The 20,852-nt window shown below is 69.8% G+C and carries 16 protein-coding genes; 11 read left to right on the forward strand and 5 right to left on the reverse strand.

The window, feature by feature from the left end:
* Positions 1-23 precede the first annotated feature (23 nt).
* Entirely contained in the window at positions 24-734 is a 711-nt protein-coding gene (gene thiE, locus K368_RS0100520; RefSeq protein ID WP_027170675.1) for a thiamine phosphate synthase, read from the reverse strand.
* A 134-nt stretch (positions 735-868) separates the two neighbouring features.
* Here thiE and K368_RS0100525 point away from each other — a divergent pair, with 134 nt between their 5' ends.
* The 6 genes from K368_RS0100525 to K368_RS0100550 all read left to right on the forward strand — a co-directional run bounded on the left by K368_RS0100525 (position 869) and on the right by K368_RS0100550 (position 7,130).
* Complete coding sequence (locus tag K368_RS0100525) at positions 869-1,441, forward strand: sugar O-acetyltransferase (protein WP_027170676.1); 573 nt, start codon at positions 869-871, stop codon at positions 1,439-1,441.
* An 83-nt stretch (positions 1,442-1,524) separates the two neighbouring features.
* Positions 1,525-2,526, forward strand: coding sequence for a hypothetical protein (locus tag K368_RS0100530; RefSeq protein ID WP_051439705.1), 1,002 nt, complete (start codon positions 1,525-1,527; stop codon positions 2,524-2,526).
* A 198-nt stretch (positions 2,527-2,724) separates the two neighbouring features.
* The gene (nadA, locus tag K368_RS0100535) at positions 2,725-3,735 is read left to right on the forward strand and encodes a quinolinate synthase NadA (RefSeq protein WP_018042201.1); all 1,011 of its coding nucleotides are present in this window, start codon (positions 2,725-2,727) and stop codon (positions 3,733-3,735) included.
* The gene (locus K368_RS0100540; RefSeq protein WP_027170678.1) at positions 3,732-5,273 is read left to right on the forward strand and encodes an L-aspartate oxidase; all 1,542 of its coding nucleotides are present in this window, start codon (positions 3,732-3,734) and stop codon (positions 5,271-5,273) included. The genes nadA and K368_RS0100540 overlap by 4 nt, the downstream gene beginning before the upstream one ends.
* Before the next feature lie 55 nt (positions 5,274-5,328).
* Complete coding sequence (gene nadC / locus K368_RS0100545) at positions 5,329-6,189, forward strand: carboxylating nicotinate-nucleotide diphosphorylase (RefSeq protein WP_027170679.1); 861 nt, start codon at positions 5,329-5,331, stop codon at positions 6,187-6,189.
* Positions 6,190-6,458: 269 nt separating this feature from the next.
* Positions 6,459-7,130: a L,D-transpeptidase gene (locus K368_RS0100550; RefSeq protein ID WP_027170680.1), complete on the forward strand. Its 672-nt coding sequence runs from the start codon at positions 6,459-6,461 to the stop codon at positions 7,128-7,130.
* Positions 7,131-7,217: 87 nt separating this feature from the next.
* Here K368_RS0100550 and K368_RS0100555 read toward each other — a convergent pair whose 3' ends face one another.
* Positions 7,218-7,565: a DUF6460 domain-containing protein gene (locus K368_RS0100555; RefSeq protein WP_027170681.1), complete on the reverse strand. Its 348-nt coding sequence runs from the start codon at positions 7,563-7,565 to the stop codon at positions 7,218-7,220.
* Between the two features lie 252 nt (positions 7,566-7,817).
* Between K368_RS0100555 and K368_RS0100560 the strand changes: the two genes are divergently transcribed.
* From K368_RS0100560 to pdeM, 3 genes are read left to right on the forward strand one after another with little or no spacing between them, the layout of a single operon-like run.
* Entirely contained in the window at positions 7,818-8,780 is a 963-nt protein-coding gene (locus K368_RS0100560; RefSeq protein WP_027170682.1) for an alpha/beta hydrolase, read from the forward strand.
* A gap of 6 nt (positions 8,781-8,786) precedes the next feature.
* Complete coding sequence (locus K368_RS0100565; RefSeq protein ID WP_027170683.1) at positions 8,787-11,390, forward strand: ligase-associated DNA damage response DEXH box helicase; 2,604 nt, start codon at positions 8,787-8,789, stop codon at positions 11,388-11,390.
* 43 nt (positions 11,391-11,433) lie between these two features.
* Positions 11,434-12,147 (forward strand): ligase-associated DNA damage response endonuclease PdeM, encoded by a 714-nt coding sequence (gene pdeM / locus K368_RS0100570; protein ID WP_027170684.1) that lies wholly within the window; start codon positions 11,434-11,436, stop codon positions 12,145-12,147.
* 26 nt (positions 12,148-12,173) lie between these two features.
* Here pdeM and K368_RS0100575 read toward each other — a convergent pair whose 3' ends face one another.
* Complete coding sequence (locus tag K368_RS0100575) at positions 12,174-12,473, reverse strand: hypothetical protein (protein ID WP_036265831.1); 300 nt, start codon at positions 12,471-12,473, stop codon at positions 12,174-12,176.
* A gap of 548 nt (positions 12,474-13,021) precedes the next feature.
* Here K368_RS0100575 and K368_RS0100580 point away from each other — a divergent pair.
* Complete coding sequence (locus K368_RS0100580; RefSeq protein WP_027170686.1) at positions 13,022-14,488, forward strand: FAD-dependent monooxygenase; 1,467 nt, start codon at positions 13,022-13,024, stop codon at positions 14,486-14,488.
* 4 nt (positions 14,489-14,492) lie between these two features.
* On the opposite strand, the gene K368_RS0100585 is transcribed toward K368_RS0100580, so the two are convergent.
* Positions 14,493-14,930 (reverse strand): DUF3429 domain-containing protein, encoded by a 438-nt coding sequence (locus K368_RS0100585; protein ID WP_027170687.1) that lies wholly within the window; start codon positions 14,928-14,930, stop codon positions 14,493-14,495.
* A 217-nt stretch (positions 14,931-15,147) separates the two neighbouring features.
* On the reverse strand, positions 15,148-18,663 hold the full coding sequence (locus K368_RS0100590) for an SEL1-like repeat protein (protein ID WP_027170688.1): 3,516 nt from the start codon (positions 18,661-18,663) through the stop codon (positions 15,148-15,150).
* A gap of 283 nt (positions 18,664-18,946) precedes the next feature.
* Here K368_RS0100590 and K368_RS0100595 point away from each other — a divergent pair, with 283 nt between their 5' ends.
* Positions 18,947-20,734 (forward strand): acyl-CoA dehydrogenase C-terminal domain-containing protein, encoded by a 1,788-nt coding sequence (locus tag K368_RS0100595; protein WP_027170689.1) that lies wholly within the window; start codon positions 18,947-18,949, stop codon positions 20,732-20,734.
* The last annotated feature ends 118 nt before the right edge of the window (positions 20,735-20,852 follow it).

Genomic DNA, 20,852 nt, shown 5'->3' on the forward strand with positions numbered 1-20,852 from the left:
CGGTAACCCGCTCCGCACCAGGCCTATCTGCCCGCGACCCTCGCCGCGAGGGCCGAATCCACTCGGAAGCGCAGGTCCCTGGCGCGCGCCTCCACCTCCTCGGTGGAAAACAGCGCGGAGATCAGGGCGACGCCGTCTGCGCCAGCCGCGATGACGGCGGCGGCATTGCTGCCGTCGATCCCGGCGATGGCCCCCACCGGAAAGCCGGTGCCGCGGGCAAGGCGCGCCCGGAAGGCGATGCGCGAGAAGCCGTCGAGCCCCACGGGCGGGTCGGGGTTGTCCTTGCTCGTGGTCGCGAACACGCCGCCGATGCAGGCATAATCCACGGGCAGGCGGTAGAGTTCGTCCGCCTGTGCAGCGGATTTCAGCGTCAGGCCGATGATGGCGCTCGAGCCCAGAATGCGCCGCGCCTCCGCCGGGTGCAGGTCCGACTGGCCGAGATGCACGCCCTCGGCCTCGGCCGCCAGGGCGAGATCGCAACGGTCGTTGACGAGGAGCGGCACCCCGATGCCTGTGATGGCCGCGCGGATGGCGCGGATGCGCGCCAGGGACTCGCGCGCGTTCGCGATAGACTTTTCGCGGTATTGCAGAAGGGTGCACCCGCCCGCCACGGCTTCGGCCGCCATCTCGGCGAGGTCGGCGCCGTCATCGCCGCAGACGTCCACATCGAGGATGCCGTAAAGCCTCACGTCGACCGGCACGGTCGAGCCTGGGGCGGTGTCACGTCCGATCACGTCGTTCCTCCGATGAGCCGCAGCGGCGGCATCCTAGGCGGGCGACGGTGCCACGGGAAGCCGATCGGCTCCCATCGCTTGCCGGTACCGGCCCGTCGGCCTACTCCCCGGATCGACGAAGCACGGAGACAGGCATGACCACCGAGGCCGGGCGCACGCCGAAACAGAAGATGATCGCGGGGGAGCTCTATCACCCCGACGACGCGGAACTCGCCGCCGACCTGCGCGCCTGCCAGGTCTGGCTCGCGCGCTACAACGCCATGCTCGGGCGCCCCGCCGACGAACGCCGGATTCTGCTGCGCGAGATTTTTGCGGGGGTCGGCGACGGGGCGGTGATCCGGCCGCCGTTCCATTGCGATTATGGCTTCAACATCAGCATCGGCGCCCACGTCTTCCTGAATTTCAATTGCGTCATCCTCGATTGCACGACGGTGACGATCGGCGACCGGACGCAGATCGGACCGGGCGTGCAGATCCTCACGGCGGACCATCCCCGCGAGGCGGAGGCGCGCGAGGCCGGGCTGGAATTCGCGCGGCCCATCGCCATCGGCCGCAACGTCTGGATCGGCGGCGGCGCGCTGATCCTGCCCGGCGTCACGGTGGGCGACCATGCGATCATCGGGGCCGGCGCCGTCGTCACCCGCGACGTGGCGCCGGGCGCCACGGTCGTCGGCAACCCGGCTCGGCCGGTGCCCGCCAAGGCGTGAGGCGACGCGCGCATCCTGCCGCGCGTTGATTCCGGCACGCAATCTGCCATGACGGCCCAATCGCGGACCGGGGAGTCGAACAGGTGACGAGGGCGCAGGACGGGTTTGCGGTGGAGGCGACCGGTGCGCTTCCCAATCCGTCGGCGGTCGGGCTCGTCGCCGTCATCGTCGCGGCGACGGACGGCGAACCACGCGCCCTCACGGTGCGGGTGCCGGGCCAGGCCACGGGCCGCGAGACCGGGTTGCCAGCAGGCCCCCTCGTGCCGGAGCACCCGACGCTGGAACGCGGCCTGCGCGCCTGGGTGGAACGCCAGACGCAGCAGCGCCTCGGCTATGTGGAGCAGCTCTACACCTTCGGCGACCGCGACCGGCAGGGCGACGATTCGGGCGGCCTCCACTCCCTCTCCGTGGCCTATCTCGCCCTCGTGCGCGAGATGCGCTCGGCCGCCCTCCCCGAGGCGTCGTGGCACAATTGGTATGCCTTCCTGCCCTGGGAGGATTGGCGCGCGGGCCGGCCGGCGACCCTGGACGACATCGAGGCCAAGCTTCTGGCCTGGGCCGCAGGGGCGGTGGATGCAAAGATCAGGCGCCGGCGCGAGGACAGGCTCGGGCTCACCTTCGGCATCGGCGGCGGGGCCTGGAACGAGGAGCGTGTGCTCGAACGCTACGAACTCCTGTTCGAGGCCGGGCTGATTCCTGAAGCACAGGGGCAGTCCGGCGAGGCATGCGCCACGGATATCGCCACAACGGGGCGCCCCATGACCTTCGACCACCGCCGGGTGCTCGCCACGGCGATCGGTCGGCTGCGCGGCAAGATCAAGTATCGCCCCGTGGTGTTCGAACTGATGCCGCCGACCTTCACCCTGTTCCAGTTGCAGCGCACGGTGGAAGCCCTGTCCGGCGCCAATCTCCACAAGCAGAATTTCCGCCGCCTCGTGGCGCAGCAGGGGCTCGTGGAGGAGACCGACGAAGTCACCAGCGGCGCCGCCGGACGGCCCGCCCGCCTCGTCCGTTTCCGCCGCGAGGTCCTGCTGGAGCGCCCGGCGCCGGGGTTCCGGCTGACCCCGTCGCGGCGGTCGTCGTAAGGAACCGGTCAGCCGCCGGTACGCGCCGACACCGCCCCCCGGGGATGCCGCAGCTCCAAGCTCGCCAGGCTGAGACGGTTGCACGATATCGCACTGCAAAATGAATATGCTCAGGCTCAGCATATCTAGACAAGCGTATCTCGCGCGCCTACGTTAGTCGGCACAATGCTCAGAATGAGCATATATGAGGACGCGTCCATGGCGGCCACGAGTTTTCCGATCGACCGGGTTTCGACCCTGCCCCTGCCCGAGATCTACGCCCGCGTGAGCCGGCACGTCCCGGCCATCGAATGGCCGGCCCTGGCCGACGATGTCGCGGCGATCCTGGAGCTGAAGAAGACCCGCAACGCGGTGATCCTCGCCCATAACTACCAGGCTCCGGAGATCTTCCACACGGTGTCGGACATCGTCGGCGACAGCCTCGCGCTGGCCCGCGAAGCTATCAACGTGGATGCCGACGTGATCGTGCTGGCCGGCGTCCATTTCATGGCGGAGACGGCCAAGCTCCTCAATCCGGGCAAGACCGTCCTGATCCCCGACATGCGGGCCGGGTGTTCGCTCGCCGATTCGATTACCGCCGCCGACGTGCGAGGACTGCGCGAAAAATATCCCGGCGTGCCGATCGTGACCTACGTCAACACCTCCGCCGCCGTGAAGGCGGAATCGGACGTGTGCTGCACATCCGGCAACGCTGTGGACGTGGTGCGCTCGCTCAATGCGCCGCGCGTCCTGATGATTCCCGACGAGTTCCTGGCGCAGAACGTTCAGGTGCTGGTGCCCGAGGTGGAGATCCTCACCTGGGCCGGCCATTGCGAGGTCCACGAGCAGTTCACCCCCGCCGATATCGACGAGGTGCGCGAGAGCTATCCCGGCGTCACCGTCATCGCCCATCCGGAGTGCCCACCCGACGTGGTGGCGGCATCGGACTTCTCGGGTTCGACGGCGATGATGATGAACTTCGTCACGGAGAAGCGGCCGCGCCAGGTGGTGCTCGTGACCGAGTGCTCCATGGGCGACAACATCGCCGCCGCCAATCCGGATATCGAGTTCATCAAGCCCTGCAACCTGTGCCCGCATATGAAGCGGATGTCGCTGCGGAACATCCGCCATGCGCTGGAGACCCTCACCCATGAGGTGACGGTGGAGCCGGAACTGGCCGAGCGCGCTCGCGCGGCGGTGGAGCGCATGCTGGCGGTGCGGCCGCGATGAACGCGCATTCCCCGCTCTCCTTCACCCTTCCCGGTTCGGACCGCGTGATCGTCGTCGGGGCCGGCGTCGCCGGCCTCGCCACGGCATTGCGGCTCAGCCCCCGCCCGGTCACCCTCGTTACCGCGTCTCCCCTGGGAAGCGGTACGGCGACCGGTTGGGCGCAGGGCGGCATCGCCGCCGCCATGGCCGAGGATGATGCCGCGGCACTTCATGCGGCGGACACCGAAGCTGCGGGAGCCGGGCTCACCGACCCGGCCGTCGCCCTGCGCGTGGCGCAAGCCGGCCCCGGTCTGATCGACTGGCTCGTCGGCCTCGGCGCGCCGTTCGACCGGGACGCCGCCGGCGCCCTGGCGCTCGGCCTCGAAGCGGCGCATTCGCGCCGCCGCATCGTCCGGGCCGGCGGCGATTCCACCGGGCGGATGGTGCTCGACACGCTACTGAAGGCCGTGGCGCTGACGCCGTCCATCGAGATCCTGGTGGCCAATGTGCGCGGCCTGATGCAGGACGAGAGCGGCGCCGTCGCCGGACTCGTCTGCGAGCGCGACGGTGCCATGGTGCGGCTCGCCGCGCGGTCGGTCGTACTCGCCACCGGCGGTCTCGGCTCCCTCTACGCCTCCACCACCAACCCGCGCGGCGCCACCGGCCGGGGGCTGGCGCTCGCTGCGCGAGCGGGAGCCACCTTGCGCGACATGGAGTTCGTGCAATTCCACCCCACCGCCATCTCGGTGGGGCTGGACCCGATGCCGCTCGCCACCGAAGCCCTGCGCGGCGAGGGCGCGCGACTGATCGACAGCGATGGCGAGCCGGTGATGGCCGGCATCGCCGGGGGTGATCTCGCCCCCCGCGACGTGGTCGCCCGCGCACTCTTCCAGGCGAGACGGCGCGGCACCGAGGTGTTCCTCGATTGCCGCGGTGCCCTCGGCGCTCGCATGGCGTCGCGGTTCCCCACCGTGGCCGGTCTCTGCGCCGCTTCCGGCATCGACCCGCAGCGCCAGCCGATCCCCGTGCAGCCGGCGGCGCATTACCACATGGGCGGCATCAAGGTGGACGGCACCGGCGCCAGCACCGTGCCCGGCCTCTTCGCCTGCGGCGAGGTCGCCTCCACCGGCCTGCACGGCGCGAACCGCCTCGCCAGCAACTCGCTCCTCGAGGCGATGGCCTTCGCCCCCTGGATCGCCGAGGGTATCGCTTCCACCCCCGCCCCCGGTCCGGCCTCGATGGCCGAGCCGCGCCGGCACGACGAGGCCGATCTCCACGGGATCCGCCGGGTCATGGAAGCCCAGGTCGGGGTGGTGCGCGACGCGGATGGCCTGGCCGACGCCCTGCGCCATCTGGCGCCGGCGGCGAAGCTGGGCTCGGACGCGGCCCTCACCGGGTTGATGGTCGCGACCTCCGCCCTTTCCCGCCTCGAGAGCCGGGGCGCCCATTGGCGCAGCGACCACCCGGATCAGGCACCCGCCCGCCACAGCGAAGTGACTCTGACCGAGGTCTGGCGGATCGCGGAGACCGCCTCGGCCGATGCGGCCGCGCCGGTCTAGATCGGACGACGGGGACAGTCGTCCCCTTTTCAACGACCCTCTTACGAGCGCCCCCATGAGCGATGCCCGTCTCGTCCCCCTCCCCCGCCTCCTCGTGGAGCCGATCGTCCGCGCGGCGCTGCTGGAAGACCTCGGCCGGGCCGGCGACATCACCACCGACGCGATCGTGCCCGCCGATGCCCGCCTCTCCGGCGTCATCGCGGCCCGACAGGATGGAGTCATCTCCGGCGTCGACGCGGCGGTCATCGCGTTCGGGCTGATCGACCCGGCCGTGTCGGTCATCGTCGAACGCGGGGACGGGGCGCGGGTCTCGCCGGGTGACGTGGTGATCCGTCTCGACGGTCCGGCCCGCGCCATCCTCACCGCCGAACGGGTGGCGCTGAACCTCCTGTGCCGGATGTCGGGCGTGGCCACCGCCACCGCCGGCCTCGTGGAGGCGGCCCGCCCGCACGGCAAGGCGCGGATCGTCTGCACCCGCAAGACCACGCCCGGCCTGCGCTCCCTGGAGAAGCATGCCGTCCGGGCCGGGGGCGGCTCCAACCACCGCTACGGCCTCGACGACGCGGTGCTCATCAAGGACAACCACATCGTCGTGGCCGGCGGGATCGTTCCGGCCATCGAGCGGGCGCGGGCCTATTCCGGGCACCTCGTGAAGATCGAGATCGAGGTCGATACGTTGGATCAGTTGGCGGAAGCCCTGTCGGTCCGCGCCGATGCCGTCCTCCTCGACAACATGAGCCCGGACCAGCTGCGCGAGGCCGTGCGGATGATCGACGGGCGCGCCATCGCCGAGGCGTCAGGCCGGATCAACCGCGACACCGTGGGCGCCATCGCCGCCTCCGGCGTCGACCTGATCTCCAGCGGCTGGATCACCCACAGCGCGCCGATCATCGATCTCGGCCTCGACGCGGCGTAGCGCTACCGCGACACCCGGGGCCACCTCGCCACTGGCCATCGTGAAAGGTTCCGCGCCGGACATCCGAGCGCGGCATTAATCCCTCTCCTACGGCTAAGCCGCCACACTGTGGCCACGGAGTCACGACCCGGCCGCAACCATCGCTTCATCGCGAATTCAGCTTGGCTTTGGGGCGGCAGCGTTTACGTCTTGGCGATCGGAAAACGGTATCCTGCGTTGCGTTACCGACCGTGTTTCCCCAACGTTTCGCCTGCCTTCGAGAGGCTTTGATGCGCCGTATCGCCCCCGCCCTGTCCGGGCTTGTCTGCATGGTTGGTGCCTGGGCCTCGCCCGCCGCCGCCTATGAGATCGACCCCCTCACCCGCCAGCCCCTGGACAACGCGCTGGTGCTGCGCGTGCGTCCGCAGGCGGAGCCCGCCCCTGCCGACGTGGCGGTCCCCACCGCCAACGCCTCCCTCAACCCGGCCGACCCGATGGCCTCGGCCGTGCCGCAGATGTCGGCGATCCAGCGCGAGCAGGTCGCCTTCGGCGGCAATTACGCTCCCGGCACCATCGTCGTCTCCACGGCCGAGCGCCGGCTGTACTACGTGCTCGGCGGCGGTCAGGCCCTGCGCTACGGCGTCGGCGTCGGTCGTCCCGGCTTCACCTGGGGCGGCACCCAGACGATCACCATGAAGCGGGAATGGCCCGATTGGCGTCCCCCGGCCGAGATGCTGCGCCGCCGCCCCGACCTGCCGCGCTTCATGAAGGGCGGCATGGAGAACCCGCTCGGTGCCCGCGCCATGTATCTCGGCGGCTCGATCTACCGCATCCACGGCTCTAACGAGCCGGAGACGATCGGAACCGCCGTCTCGTCGGGCTGCATCCGCATGACCAACGACGACGTGGCCGACCTCTACACCCGCGCCAAGGTCGGCGCGAAGGTCATCGTCCAGCGCTGATCGTCGTCGACAGGCTTCGAACTGGAAAAAGGCCGGCGGGAACGCCGGCCTTTTTCATGCGCATTGCAACGGTACGATCCGGCCTGCCTATTTCGACACCGACAGGAACCGCGACAGCAGCCAGAGCGGCACCACCACCACGGCGCCGGCGAGGATCCAGCGGCCGAAATCGTGGAAGGTCTCGAACCCGAGGTCGATGAGCGCACGGCCAGCATCGTAGATGTGCCAGAACAGCAGGCCGGGCGTGACGCCCAACGTCGCCATGATGGCGCCGACGAGGACCGACAGGAACAGCAGCTTCACCAGGACCGCCATGGGCGAACCGCCGAGGAAGCGCCGCAGGGCCGAACGCGGTTCTCCATCGGAATAGCCACTCCCGACGGGGGGACGGCCCTGGTACGGTCCCTGTCGGCGGGGGTCGTTGTCGACGATCATGCTGTCATCCTCTGGCCGTGGTCCGACGGCTGAACTCTCTCGGACATATGGGGCCTCATCGGCTTCTCTGAAGCCGGCGAACCCGGCGGAAGCGTGACCGATGCGACACACCCGAACGAAACCGTCTGTCCATTGGGGCGTTAGGCCGTTTCGTGCCGGCACGGCGACTGGCATCGGTGCGGGCTTCGCCCACATTCGACGCGCCCGCCCGAATGCCGCTTCGGCCCCACCCTGGATGAGACGAACCGTTCCATGATCGACCACGCCCTCTTCGACCCGGCGACGATCGATCCGGAAACCCACCGCCTGAACGCCGAGATCGTCGCGGCCCATGCGGCGCAGGCCGATCCGTGGTCGATCCCCATCTCCGAAGTCCGCGCGCGTCGCCGCCAGGGCACCCAGGCCTCCCCCGCGATGCCCCGCAGCGCCCGCGCCGAGACGGTGGTCATCGACGGCCCCGACGGGCCGCTCTCCCTCAGGCTGATCCGCCCCGACACCCGGAAATGGAAGAAGCTGCGCGGCGCCTATCTCCACATCCACCGGGGCGGCTGGGTCTGGGGCGCCGCCGACGAGCAGGATCCGTGGCTGGAGCGGATCGCCGATGCCTGCGGCTTCGTCTGTCTCTCCGTCGAGTACCGCCTCGCCCCCGAGCACCCCTATCCGGCGGCGCTGGAGGATTGCGAGGCGGCGGCCCTGTGGCTCGCCGGCCCGGGCAAGGCCGAGTTCGGCGTCTCGGCGCTGACCATCGGCGGGGAATCGGCGGGCGCCCATCTCGCCGTAATGACGCTCCTGCGTCTGCGCGACCGGCACAACCTGCCCCGCGCCTTCCGCGGCGCGAACCTCAACGCCGGATTCTTCGATCTCGGCCTGACGCCCAGCGTGCGCAACTGGGGCGAGACCCGCCTCGTGGTGAACACCCAGGACCTCACCACCTTCGCCAACGATTACGTGCGCGACGGCATCGACCGGCGCCGGCCCGACGTGTCGCCGCTCTATGCCGACCTGAAGGGCCTGCCCCCGGCACTGTTCTCGGTGGGCACGCACGATCCCCTGCTGGACGACACGCTTTACATGTCGTCGCGCTGGGCGGCGGCCGGCAATGGCGGCCACACCGCGATCTATCCCGGCGGCTGCCACGTCTTCGTGCGTTATCCCGGCGCCATGACCGAGCGCGCCCTCGAACTGATCGACCGGTTCCTGATGGCTCTGGCCTGATGACTCTTGCCTGAGGGCTCCCTCCCCGCGCGGTTCGAGGCCTGGTTCGCCTCGCGCGGATGGGCACCCCGGCCGCATCAGATCGAGCTTCTTCGCATCGTCGGCGACGGGCGCTCGGCCCTGCTGGTGGCGCCGACGGGGGCCGGCAAGACACTGGCGGGCTTCCTGCCGAGCCTCGTCGCCCTGTCCGAGCGCGCGCCCTCGCGGAAGCCGAGGGGGCTCCACACCCTCTACATCTCGCCCCTGAAGGCGCTCGCCGTCGACATTGCCCGCAACCTCGAAGCGCCCATCGCCGAGATGGGCCTGCCGATCCGGGTCGAGACCCGCACCGGCGACACCCCCTCGCACAAGCGCACGCGCCAGATCGAGCGCCCGCCCGACATCCTGCTGACGACGCCGGAGCAGCTCGCCCTGCTCATCGCGCACCGCGAGGCGTCGGACCTGTTCGCAAACCTCTCCTGCGTCGTCCTCGACGAGCTGCATGCCCTCGTCACCTCGAAGCGAGGCGACCTGCTGTCGCTCGGTTTGGCGCGTCTGCACCGCCTCAGTCCGAACCTCACGGCCATCGGCCTCTCCGCCACCGTGCGCGAGCCGGACGATCTGCGGCGGTATCTGGTGCCGCAGACGCGCCCCCCCTCCCCCTTGTGGGGAGGGGTCGGGGGTGGGGGTGGTGCCGAAGAGGTCGCGCCATATTCGGAGCCACCCCCACCCCTAACCCTTCCCACAAGGGGGAGGGAGCCCGTGCCAGCCATGGCCGATCTCGTCGTCGTGAAAGGCGGCGCGGCCCCGGACCTGCACCTGCTCGATACCGGCCTGACCTTGCCGCTCGCCGGCCACACCGCGAGCCAGGCGATGCCGGCCATCTACGACCTGATCCAGGCGCACCGCACGGTGCTGGTCTTCGTCAACACCCGGCTCCAGGCCGAGTACACCTTCCAGGAACTCTGGCGGATCAACGAGGCGTCGCTGCCCATCGCGCTCCATCACGGCTCCCTCGACGCCAGCCAGAGGCGGCGGGTGGAGGCGGCCATGGCGGCCGGGCAATTGCGGGCCATCGTCTGCACCGCCACCCTCGATCTCGGAATCGACTGGGGCGACGTCGACCTCGTGGTGAACATCGGCGCGCCGAAGGGGGCGAGCCGGATCATGCAGCGGATCGGGCGCGCCAACCACCGCATGGACGAGCCGTCGAAAGCCTATCTCGTCCCCGGCAACCGCTTCGAGATCCTCGAATGCCAGGCGGCCCTCGACGCGGTGGAGGCGGCGGCCCAGGACACGCCGGATGCCCGCCTCGGCGCGCCGGACGTCCTCGCCCAGCACGTCCTCGGCATGGCCTGCGCCGATGCGTTCGATCCGCTGCAGCTTTACGACGAGATCGTCTCGGCGGCGCCCTACGCGACACTGTCCTGGGAGGATTTCGAGGCGGTGGTCGACTACGTGGCGACGGGGGGCTACGCGCTGCGGGCCTACGAGCGTTTCGCCAAGATCCTGCGCGGGCCGGACGGGCTGTGGCGGGTGCGCGATGCGCGGATCGCCCAGCAATACCGCATGAATGTCGGCACCATCGTCGAATCCGCCAAGGTGAAGGTGCGCCTCGCCCGCGGCGTGCGCGGCAAGCCGGGCGCCATCCTGCCAAAGGGCGGGCGCGTGCTCGGCGAGATCGAGGAGGATTTCGCCGATACCCTGACGCCGGGCGACACCTTCCTCTTTGCCGGCGAGGTGCTGCGCTTCGAGGGCCTGTCCGAGGATGAGGCCCTGGCGACGCGGGCGGGCCCCGGCACCGACCCGGCGATTCCCTCCTATGCGGGGGCGAAGTTCCCGCTCTCGACCTTCCTCGCCGCCCGCGTCCGCGCCCTCATCGCCGATCCGTTCGAATGGGACCGGCTGCCGAAACAGGTGGCGGATTATCTCCTGCTCCAGCGCCAGCGCTCGATCCTGCCCGGGCCCGAGGGTTTGCTGGTGGAGACCTTTCCGCGCGGGGGCCGCCATTACCTCACGGCGTTCCCGTTCGAGGGCCGCCTCGCCCACCAGACCCTGGGGATGCTCCTCACCCGGCGCATGGAACGTGCCCGCCTGCGTCCGCTGGGTTTTGCCGCCAACGATTACGGTATCGCCGTCTGGATGACCCGCGACGTGAGCGAGGCCATCGCCCGCGAGCCCGGCTTCCTGGCCGAATTGTTCGCCCAGGACATGCTCGGCGACGATCTCGAAGCCTGGCTCGACGAATCCTCGATGATGAAGCGCACCTTCCGCCAATGCGCGGTCATCGCCGGGCTGATCGAGCGGCGCCATCCCGGCCAGAAGAAGACCGGGCGGCAGGTCACCATGTCCACCGACCTCGTCTACGACGTGCTGCGCAAGCACCAGCCCGACCACCTCCTCCTGCGCGCCGCGCGGCAGGATGCGGCAACCGGACTCCTCGACGTGGCCCGCCTCGGCGTGATGTTGAGGCGCATCCAGGGGCGAATCACCCACAAGGCACTGGATCGCGTCTCGCCGCTCTCCGTCTCCGTCATGCTCGAAATCGGGCGTGAGAAGGTCTACGGCGAGGGCGCGGACGAAATCCTGGCGGAGGCCGAGGCGCAGCTTCTCGAAGAGGCGCTCGGGTGAGAATTCGGTGACGCGCCCCTTCCCCGAATTAGAGGATGCGATCTTGGCGCTCGGCCAGAAACTCGAACGGACCATCAAGACCCCCGGCCTGACGCTGGCCGGCGAAGCCCTCACCCTCGACCTCTGCGGTGGATTGTGGCTCGCCGCCCACCGGACCCTGATCGTCTCCGACCTGCATCTGGAGAAGGGCTCGGCCTTTGCCGCGCGCTCGGGCCAGTTCCTGCCGCCCTACGATACCCGCGAGACCCTGGCCTGCCTGCACGAGGCGGTGGCCCGCTTCGATCCGGCCTGCGTCGTCGCGCTCGGCGATTCTTTCCACGATGCGCGCGGCCCCGAGCGGATGGAGCCCGGCGACCGCGCCATGATCGCCGCCCTGCAGGAAGGCCGGGACTGGGTCTGGATCGCCGGCAACCACGACCATGCCGTGTCGGAGGGCGTCGGCGGGCGCTATGCCGAGACGCTGGCTTTGGGCGGCCTGACCCTGCGGCACGAGCCGGCGCCGGATGCACCGAACGGGGAGATCGCCGGCCATCTGCATCCCTGCGGCAAGGTCGCCATGCGCGGCCGCGCGGTTCGCCGCCGCTGCTTCGTCACCGATGGGAAGCGGCTGGTGATGCCGGCGTTCGGTGCCTATGCGGGCGGCCTCAACGTGCGCAACCCGGCCTTCGATCCGCTGTTTCCGGCCGGCTTCACGGCGCATCTGCTGGGGGACGGCCGGGTCTTCGCCATCGGCAAGGCGATGCTGGCGCGGGATTGAGCGCCGACCGATAGGGAGCCGTCCCGTCAGGCCTTGATGTCGGCGAAGGCCCCGACGATTGTCTCCCGGCCTTGCTTCACCAGTTCCTCGATCTTCTCCTTGATCGCCTGGTTGATCTTTTCGAGTTCCTTCTGCGGCATCGCAGCCAACGCTTCCTCCGTGAGGCCCATCGTCTTGAGGATCTGTTCCCGGATCCTCTCGGCCGGCGTCATCTTGGCATATTTCAGGAAGTCGTCCTTCGCCGACGCGTCCTTCGATCCGGACGATGTCGGGCGGACGGGGTAGCTCGCTCCCGGAGCGGATACTCCGTTGAGGCCGATGGACATGGCGGCACGCCTTTCCCAGTAATACACGCCTGCATTGCAAGAACGCTGCCGACGGTCGCAGCGGAGAATCTCGTTCCCTATCCGGCGCTTGGGAAGAACGCAGCACCGCGAGGGTGTTCCGCGCGGCATATCCTGCCGGGCCATCAATGCCGACGATTGCGGTGGTACGGGATGGCCCGCCCTGATTTCCAGGTGTCCTCGACCGGATCCATCGGTCGACGATCCGGGGAGTATGGACCGTCCCCACCCATCACCTCATCCTGAAGCGCCGCAGCGTTGCGGAGGCCTCGAAGGAGGGGTCCAGCTCGCGCGGCGAGCACGGAAGGGCTCCTTCGAGGCCACTGCGCGGCGCCCCAGGATGAAGTCGCGCTTCGGTCAGGAGAGCAGCGGCCGGGGGCGAACGAGAACAGCGGGGCTGCGCTCGGGGAGCCAGTCCGCAAGCGATCGGAAGCCACCACGCGGTCGTCGTCGTCTCCATCGCTGCCCCCAGCCCGGAATGCCGATACAGTCGCGGCGAATGCGAATCGCAGCGGAGACAGGGCACGGTCATGCTTCAAGCGCTCATCGTCGGAGCCGGCCCGGTCGGCCTCACCCTCGCCGCAGAACTCGCCCGATACGGCATCGGCCTCCGCCTGATCGACAAGAGCCCGCGGCCGACGCAGACCTCGAAGGCCCTCGTGGTCTGGGCGCGCACCCTCGAACTCATGGACCGGATGGGCTGCAAGCAGGCCTTCCTCGATACCGGCCTGCGCGCCCACGGGGCGACCCTGCGCAGCGGCGGCAGCATCCTCGGCCATGCCCGGTTCGAGGCGATCGACAGCGCCTACAACTTCGCCCTCATGATCCCGCAGCGGGAGACCGAGCGCCTGCTGATCGACCATCTCGACACCTTCGGTGTCGCGGTCGAGCGCGAGGTGGAACTCGTGAGCTTCAGACAAGCCGACGGCCACGTCGAGGCGACGCTGCGCCATGCGGACGGTGCCGAGGAGAGCGTGTCCGCCTCCTGGCTGATCGGCTGCGACGGCGCGCACAGCACCGTGCGGCACGGGCTCGATCTCGCCTTCGAAGGCACGGCCCAGGGGGACGACTGGCTCCTCGCCGACATCCGCGTGGAGGGCGACGGCGCACCGCCCGGCGACGAGATCGCAACTTATCTCCACCGCGACGGGCCGCTGGTGGTCTTCCCCATCCCCGGCGGCCGCGCACGGCTGATCGCCGCGATCGGCAAGACCGATCCGGCGCATCCGCGCCCGGATCCGACCCTCGACGAGGTTCAGGCCCTGGCGGACCGGCGGGCGGGCGGGTTCCGTGTCGCCGATCCGGTCTGGCTCACGCATTTTCGCATCAACGAGCGCAAGGTCTCGCATTACGCGCAGAAGCGTGCCGTCCTCGCCGGCGACGCGGCGCATATCCACAGTCCGGCCGGTGGCCAGGGCATGAATACCGGCATGCAGGATGCCATCAATCTCGCCTGGAAACTGGCGATGGTGGAGAGGCGACAGGCCGCGCCGTCCCTCCTCGACAGCTACAGCCCCGAGCGCAACGCCGTCGGCGACATAGTTTTGCGCAATGCCGGCCGGCTCACCGATATGGCGACCCTCTCGAACCCCGTGGCGCAGGGACTGCGCAACCTCGCGATCCGCTTCATGCTCGGCTTCCACGCCGTGCAGGACAAGATGGCGGCTACGATGAGCGAGGTCGAGATCGCCTATGCCGGGAGTTCGCTCTCTGACGGCCCCGAGGCGGGGATGCGCTGGGCACCGGCGCAGGATGACGGAAAGCCCCCCGGCTCAGGATCGGTGCCGCTCTTCGTCCTCTACGCGGCGGATACGGTACGGGGCGCCACGTTCACCGCGGAGTTTCCCGCCCTCGTCGAGCCGACGCCGCGACGCCCGCCCGACGGCGACCGGCTGATCCTCGTCCGGCCCGACGGCTATGTCGGCTTTTCCGGCACGGCCGAGTCCTGGGACGAGGCCGAAGGCTATCTCGCGCGGCTGAGCCCCGACCGGCCCTGAATCCTCACGCCGCGATCAGCAGGGCGCAGCCGGCCACCACCGACAGGATGAGGCGGAGGCGCCCGAGCCAGCTCGGAACGAGGCAGCGCCGGACGAGGTCGAGATCGATGAAGCCCCAGCCGAGGACGAGCAGCCCCAGCACGCGCAGGTCCCACGGCACGGGACAGGCGAGCGCCGCCCAGGCGATGAGAGAGGGCAGGATGGCGATGACGTAGTCGCGCCCGCCCGCGTCGCCCGACGCGGCCGCGCCCCAGCGGATGCCGCCGAGGAACGAGGCGATGACCGCGCCATAGGTGGAGAGGATGGTGCGCGGGGCCAGCCCGACATTGCCGAGACCGCCATCGCTGCCGCTGAGGGAGAGAACTGCGAAACCCAGAAAGGGAATGAGGCCGGCGACGCCGAGAACGAGGGCTGACGTCGGTATGGGCGTCACACGCGCCATCGAATCTCCGGCTCCGTTATCCGCGACCCGGGAGGCAGGACCGCATCGGCTTCGATCATATACACGGTTGCGACCGCCCGAAACGACGACCCGACGCCACGCCGCCGACGCGCGGCCGCCCCTCCGAAAACCGGATAAGGCTTTCATTTAAAACGCCATTTCGCCCTGGCGCGGCGTCCTTCCCGACCATGCGCGTCGCTATCACGCGCGGCCGATGTCATGCGCCCGTGCTGCGGCGCGGCGCGGGCACCGGCGCGGCGGGGGGCGGAGCGCCGATCAGGCTCATCGACCCGTCCACCCCGGTGCCGGTCGGCGCGGGAGGCTCGTTCACGGCCGGGACCGACGCCTTTGGTTTGAAGGCGGTGCTCAGCTTCTGGGCCACGACGAGATCCTTCGGCGGGAGCTTCGCGGCGACGTCGTCGCGCTTCCGGCCCGCATCGTCGTCGCCCTGGGCCGCCGCGGCGGAGAACCAGAGGTAGGACTGGACGAGATCCTGCTGCACACCGAGGCCGCGCGCGTACAGGACGGCGAGGTTGTACTGGCTGTCGCGCATGCCGTATTCGGCGCCGCGCCGGAACCATTGCGAGGCCGTGGTATAGTCCGGCTTGCCGTTCGCGGCGGGGTTCTCGGCATAGACCACGGCGAGGTTGTGCATCGAGCGGGCATGGCCCTGCTCCGCCGCGCGCCCGTACCAGAGCTTGGCCTGGGAGAGGTCGCGCACCACCCCCGAACCCTTCTCGTAGAGGCCGCCGAGCTTGTACTGCGCCGGGGCGTAGCCGGCATCGGCCAGAGCCTCGAAAAGCTTTGCCGCCACGGCGAAATCACGGGGCATGCCGCGGCCTTCGAGGGCGCGGGCGGCGAGGTCGTAGACGGAGGCGCCGTCGCCGTCGAGAGCGGCCTTGCGAAGCTGCGCAAGTCCGGTGGGCACGGCCGCGAGATCGCCTGCCAGGCTGTGCAGCGCGGCGACCTTGGGCACGGAGCGCTGAAGCGGTTGAGCCACGGATTCGGCCGGAGCGGTGACCGGGACGGCCGACGGCGGGGCGGCTTCGGAAATCGACTGGGTGGTCTCCGGGTCCGGCCGGGCGGCCGTTTCCGTGCTGACGTTCGAGGTGCCTGCCGCCGATGTGCCTGCCGTGGACGTGCCTGCCGTGGACGTGCCTGCCGTGGACGTGCCGACCGTGGCGGTGGGGGTCTTGTCCGGGCTCTCGGACGGCTCGGCCGGAGCGGCCGTCGTCGCGGCGACCTGAGGGGCGGACGCGTTCGCTTCGGTGCGGCGGGTGTTGATGGCCTGCAGCGCGCCCAGCGCCAGGACGATGGCGGCGAGACCCAGCAGCAGCGGCTTGCGGCGCTTGTCGAGTTCGGCGCGCAGCCGCGCACCCCGCCCGGGGACGGGGGTTTCGGCGGCGGCGTCGGAGGAGGAACGGCCGCGCATCTCGGGCGACCGGGCGGCCTCTGCCGCCTCGTTCTGCGCCGCCTGCGCCGCGCGCCGGGCGGCGGCGATGAAGCTCGTCTTGATGTCGCTCTCGCTCGGCGCGACGGCATCTGCAGCAGACCGGCCCGAGTTCGGGCGCCGGGTGCCGGGCTCGAGGGGCTCGTCCGTCACATGGCCGAGTTCCAAGGATTGCGTCGGAGGGCTGACCCGCAGGGCCTCGGGACGCCGAAGCCCGGCGCCGGTCTGCATCGGCGCACGCTCGTCCAGACGGCCGGTGGCGACCGCGAGGCGCTCGGCGAGGTCATGGGTCGATAGGGAGCGGCTGGCGGAGAGCGCTCCGCCATCCGCCAGGGCGCCGAGTTGCCCGACGAGCTTGTGGAGGGTCGAGTGGACGCCGTCGAGGGTCGCCTGCATCCGCTGCTCGGAGGCGGCCTGCTGCGTGCGAAGGTCGGCGAGGCTGGCCTTGAGCAGTTCGAGTTCCCCGGTATCGCCGGTGGTGCCGATGCTCCCGGCGACGGCGTTGCGTGCCGCACGCTCGACGGCGGCCTCGATCGGCGCCTCGTCGCGCAGCGCCGAGACCTGGGCCAAAAGATCGGACATCGTCCGCTCGAGCCCGGCGAGGGCCGGGTCGGCGTCCCGCGTGTCGATGCGGCTGGCGAGCGCCAGGACCTGCTTCTCCAGGGCATCCAGCCCCTCGGCGCGCGGCCCGACGGGTCCGCCCACACGGTCGAGCTTCTCGGCGAGGTCGTGGAGCATGCCGTGGATCGAGGCGAGGTCGCCGCCGGGAATGACCGGCCGGCGCAGGGTCTCGCCGAGGTCTTCGAGACGGCCGATCAGGTCGCCGACGGGATTGACGCTGGCCCGCTCGACCTTGTCGGCCAGGGCGTCGATGCGCACGATGATCGCGTCCGAGTTGCCGCCGCCGCCGGAGGCGCCTTCCCGCAGGGCGTCGAGCTTGGCGCCCATCGCCTGGATCTGTTCCTCGATCCCCCCCGATTGAGGAGTCCGCAATCCGGTGCGGATCTCTTCGAGGAGGGGCCGCAGCTCGGCCATGTTGGTCCCGTCGCCGCCCTGCAGCTCGGTGATCTGGGCGCTGATGGCCTGGAGGCCCTGCGCGAGGCTCTGGATCCGCTCCGGCCCGGCCAGGGCGGCGATCAGGCGGCGGATCTCGTCGAGCTCGCGGAACAGGTTGCCGAGCTCGTCGCGGTCGGCGAAGCCCGGCGTGCTGTTGTTGAGCGCGCCGTCGACCTTCGCTGCGAGGCGCTCCACGTCGCTGGCGACGCGGGCATGGACGTTCTCGGCCACATCGTCGGCGAGACGGGTGACCTGCACGCGGATCAACTCGATCGGGGCCGCGATGGCGGCGAGGTCGGCCGGCTCCTGAGCGCGCTGGACCCCGGTGACGAGGGAGCGCATGGCCTGTTCGAGGGCACCGACGTCGCGACCCGTGGCGAGGCCGCCGATCGATTCGCGCAGTCGGCTCGTCTCGGCCTGCAATTCGGAAATGGCGGGCGACGGCATCCGGAGAGCGGTGCCGCTCGCCTTGCCTTGGGCGGGCGCCCCGTCGGAATCGAGTTCGCGCTGACGCTGACGGATCTCGGCGACGGCATCGCGGACCTCCGCCTCCGCCGGGCGGCCGCGCCGACCGATCGGCCGCGGGGACGCCAGCTGCTCACCGAGTTCGACCATGCGGCGCTCGATCTGACCCAGGCGTTCGGCCATCTGTGCCGCCGGGGACAGGCCGGCATCGAGAACGGTGCTGATCCGGGCCTCGATCTCCTCGATCGCCCTCGTCGCCGTCTCCTGCGAGGCCTGCTGGTCCTGACCGATCTTGTGGTCGATCTGGTCGAGACGCCGCATCATCTCGGCGATGGAGGTGGTGAACGGCTCGGTCGGATCCGGCGCGGCGGCGGCAACTTCGGCGGGGGAAGCGACTTCGGCGGGGGAAGCGACTTCAGCAAAGGAAGCGACTTCGGTGGCGGCAGCGATTTCGGCGGCGGGCTCGGCCTTCGGGGAGGATCCCGGAGCGGGCCCGACGTCGGATGAGGGTTCGGGAACGGCGGCGATCTCCACCGGGACGGATGTCACCGGCGACGTGGCCTGACCTTCCGGGCGGGGCCGGACCGGATGCTGTATGGACGAGGAGGTGCGGGAACGGCGCGCCTTGGGCTTCTGATCCGGCGACACGATCGACGCGATCCAGGCCTCCACCGGCACGCCGGCGCGGCGCGCCACGTCGCGCGCGGCGTCGAGGACTTCCGGGTCGAACTCGTCCAGGTTGAGCGTGGCGTTGCGTTTCATCGTCAAACCCGGGGCAGCGAGGTCCGTGACCCAATCCGACGTGTCGTTGTGCAACGTGGAAGTGTCGCAGCGGCAGGCAAACGGATCGATTGCCCACGACATTTGATACTCTTGGTAAACAGCCGGTTAAGTCCTGTGCCAAACTGGCCATATCTCCTCATGGCGACGCAGGAAGAGGCCCCCTTTCCCTGCCCACCACGATAGTTTATATATGAACCATCAAGCGCGCCGTGGCTTCCGAGCCGAATCGAGCACGCGGTGGGACAGGCGGAGGACCGACGAGATGCCGAGTTACCGGGCACCGGTGGAGAACGTTCAGTTTCTCCTCGACGACGTCTTCGCTTTCCACGGCCGCAACAACCTGCGCGGGTTTTCCGATGCGTCGCCCGACCTGATCCAGGCCGTCCTCACCGAGGGTGCCAAGCTCGCGGAGGAGGTGCTTAGCCCCCTCAATGCCATCGGCGATAGGCAGGGCTGCACCCGGCACGCCGACGGCAGCGTCTCCACGCCGGACGGGTTCAAGGCCGGCTACGACGCCTATGCCGCGGGCGGCTGGATGGGCATTGCCGTGCCGGAGGAGTACGGTGGCCAGGGCCTGCCGCACACGATCAACACCGCGATCTCGGAATTCGCCTCGTCGGCCAATCTGGCGCTGACGATGTATCCGGGCCTGACGCAGGGAGCGATGGCCGCCCTTCTCGTCCACGGGTCTCAGGAGCAGAAGGCGACCTACCTGCCCAGGATGGTGGAAGGCGCCTGGACCGGCACCATGAACCTCACCGAGCCTCATTGCGGCACGGATCTCGGGCTCCTCAAGACCAAGGCGGTGCCGAACGGCGACGGCTCCTACAGCCTCACCGGCACCAAGATCTTCATCTCGGCCGGCGAGCACGACCTGTCGGAGAACATCGTCCATCTCGTCATCGCCCGGATCGAGGGCGCGCCGGCCGGCACGAAGGGCATCTCCCTGTTCGTGGTGCCGAAATTCCTCGTCGATGCGGATGGCTCGGTGGGCGAGCGGAACGGCGTTTCCTGCGGCTCCCTCGAACACAAGATGGGCATCCACGGCAATTCCACCTGCGTCATGAACTACGACGGCGCCAGGGGCTGGCTCGTCGGCCAGGAGAATCGCGGCCTCAACGCGATGTTCGTGATGATGAACGAGGCGCGCCTCGCGGTGGGCGTCCAGGGTCTCGCCCAGTCGGAGGTCGCCTACCAGAACGCGGTGGCCTACGCGAAAGACCGGCTCCAAGGCCGCTCGCTGACGGGGGCGAAGGCCCCCGACAAGGCCGCCGACCCGATCATCGTCCACCCGGACGTGCGCCGGACCCTGATGGGGATCCGCGCCTTCAACGAGGCCGCCCGCGCCCTTGTGCTGTGGACCGCGCTCCAGGCCGATATCGGACACCGCTCCGACGATGCGGCCGAGCGCCAGAAGGCCGAGGATCACATGGGCCTGATGACCCCGGTGGTGAAGGGCGTGCTCACGGACAAGGGGTTCGACAACGCGGTGGCGGCCCAGCAGCTCTTCGGCGGCCACGGCTACATCGAGGAATGGGGCATGTCGCAATTCGTGCGCGATGCCCGCATCGCCATGATCTACGAGGGCGCCAACGGCATCCAGGCCATGGACCTGATCGGCCGCAAGCTGCCCAAGGACGGCGGCCGGGCGATGATGGGCTTCCTCGGCGAGGTCCAGGCCTTCATCAAGGACCATGCCGAGGTGGAGGGCATGGCGCCGTTCACCGCGCCGCTCCAGGCCGGCCTGAACGACCTGCAGGGCGCCACCATGTGGTTCATGCAGAATGCGTTCTCCAAGCCCGACAATGCGGGGGCCGGCGCCACCGACTACATGCACCTCCTCGGCCTCGTCGCCATGGGCTACATGTGGGCCCGGATCGCCAAGGCGGCGCTCTCGCGGATCGCGGACGGTCGTGCGCAGGACATGGACGACAAGCTCGTCACCGGCCGCTTCTACATGGAGCGGACGCTGCCCGAGACCGCCCTGCGGCTCGCGCGGATCAAGGCCGGGGCCGAGACGACCATGGCGCTCGGCGCCGAGGCGTTTTAGAGCGATGCAACGAATGTCCCCCCGCTTCCGCGAGGGTCGTCCTGTTCACAAGTGCCGATGGGGACGCCACCCTCGTCGGGACATCGACAACTGCTCGGTCGGCCTCGAAGCACTGTGG

The sequence above is a fragment of the Methylobacterium sp. 10 genome, from assembly GCF_000519085.1.
In the GTDB taxonomy this organism is placed as follows: domain Bacteria; phylum Pseudomonadota; class Alphaproteobacteria; order Rhizobiales; family Beijerinckiaceae; genus Methylobacterium.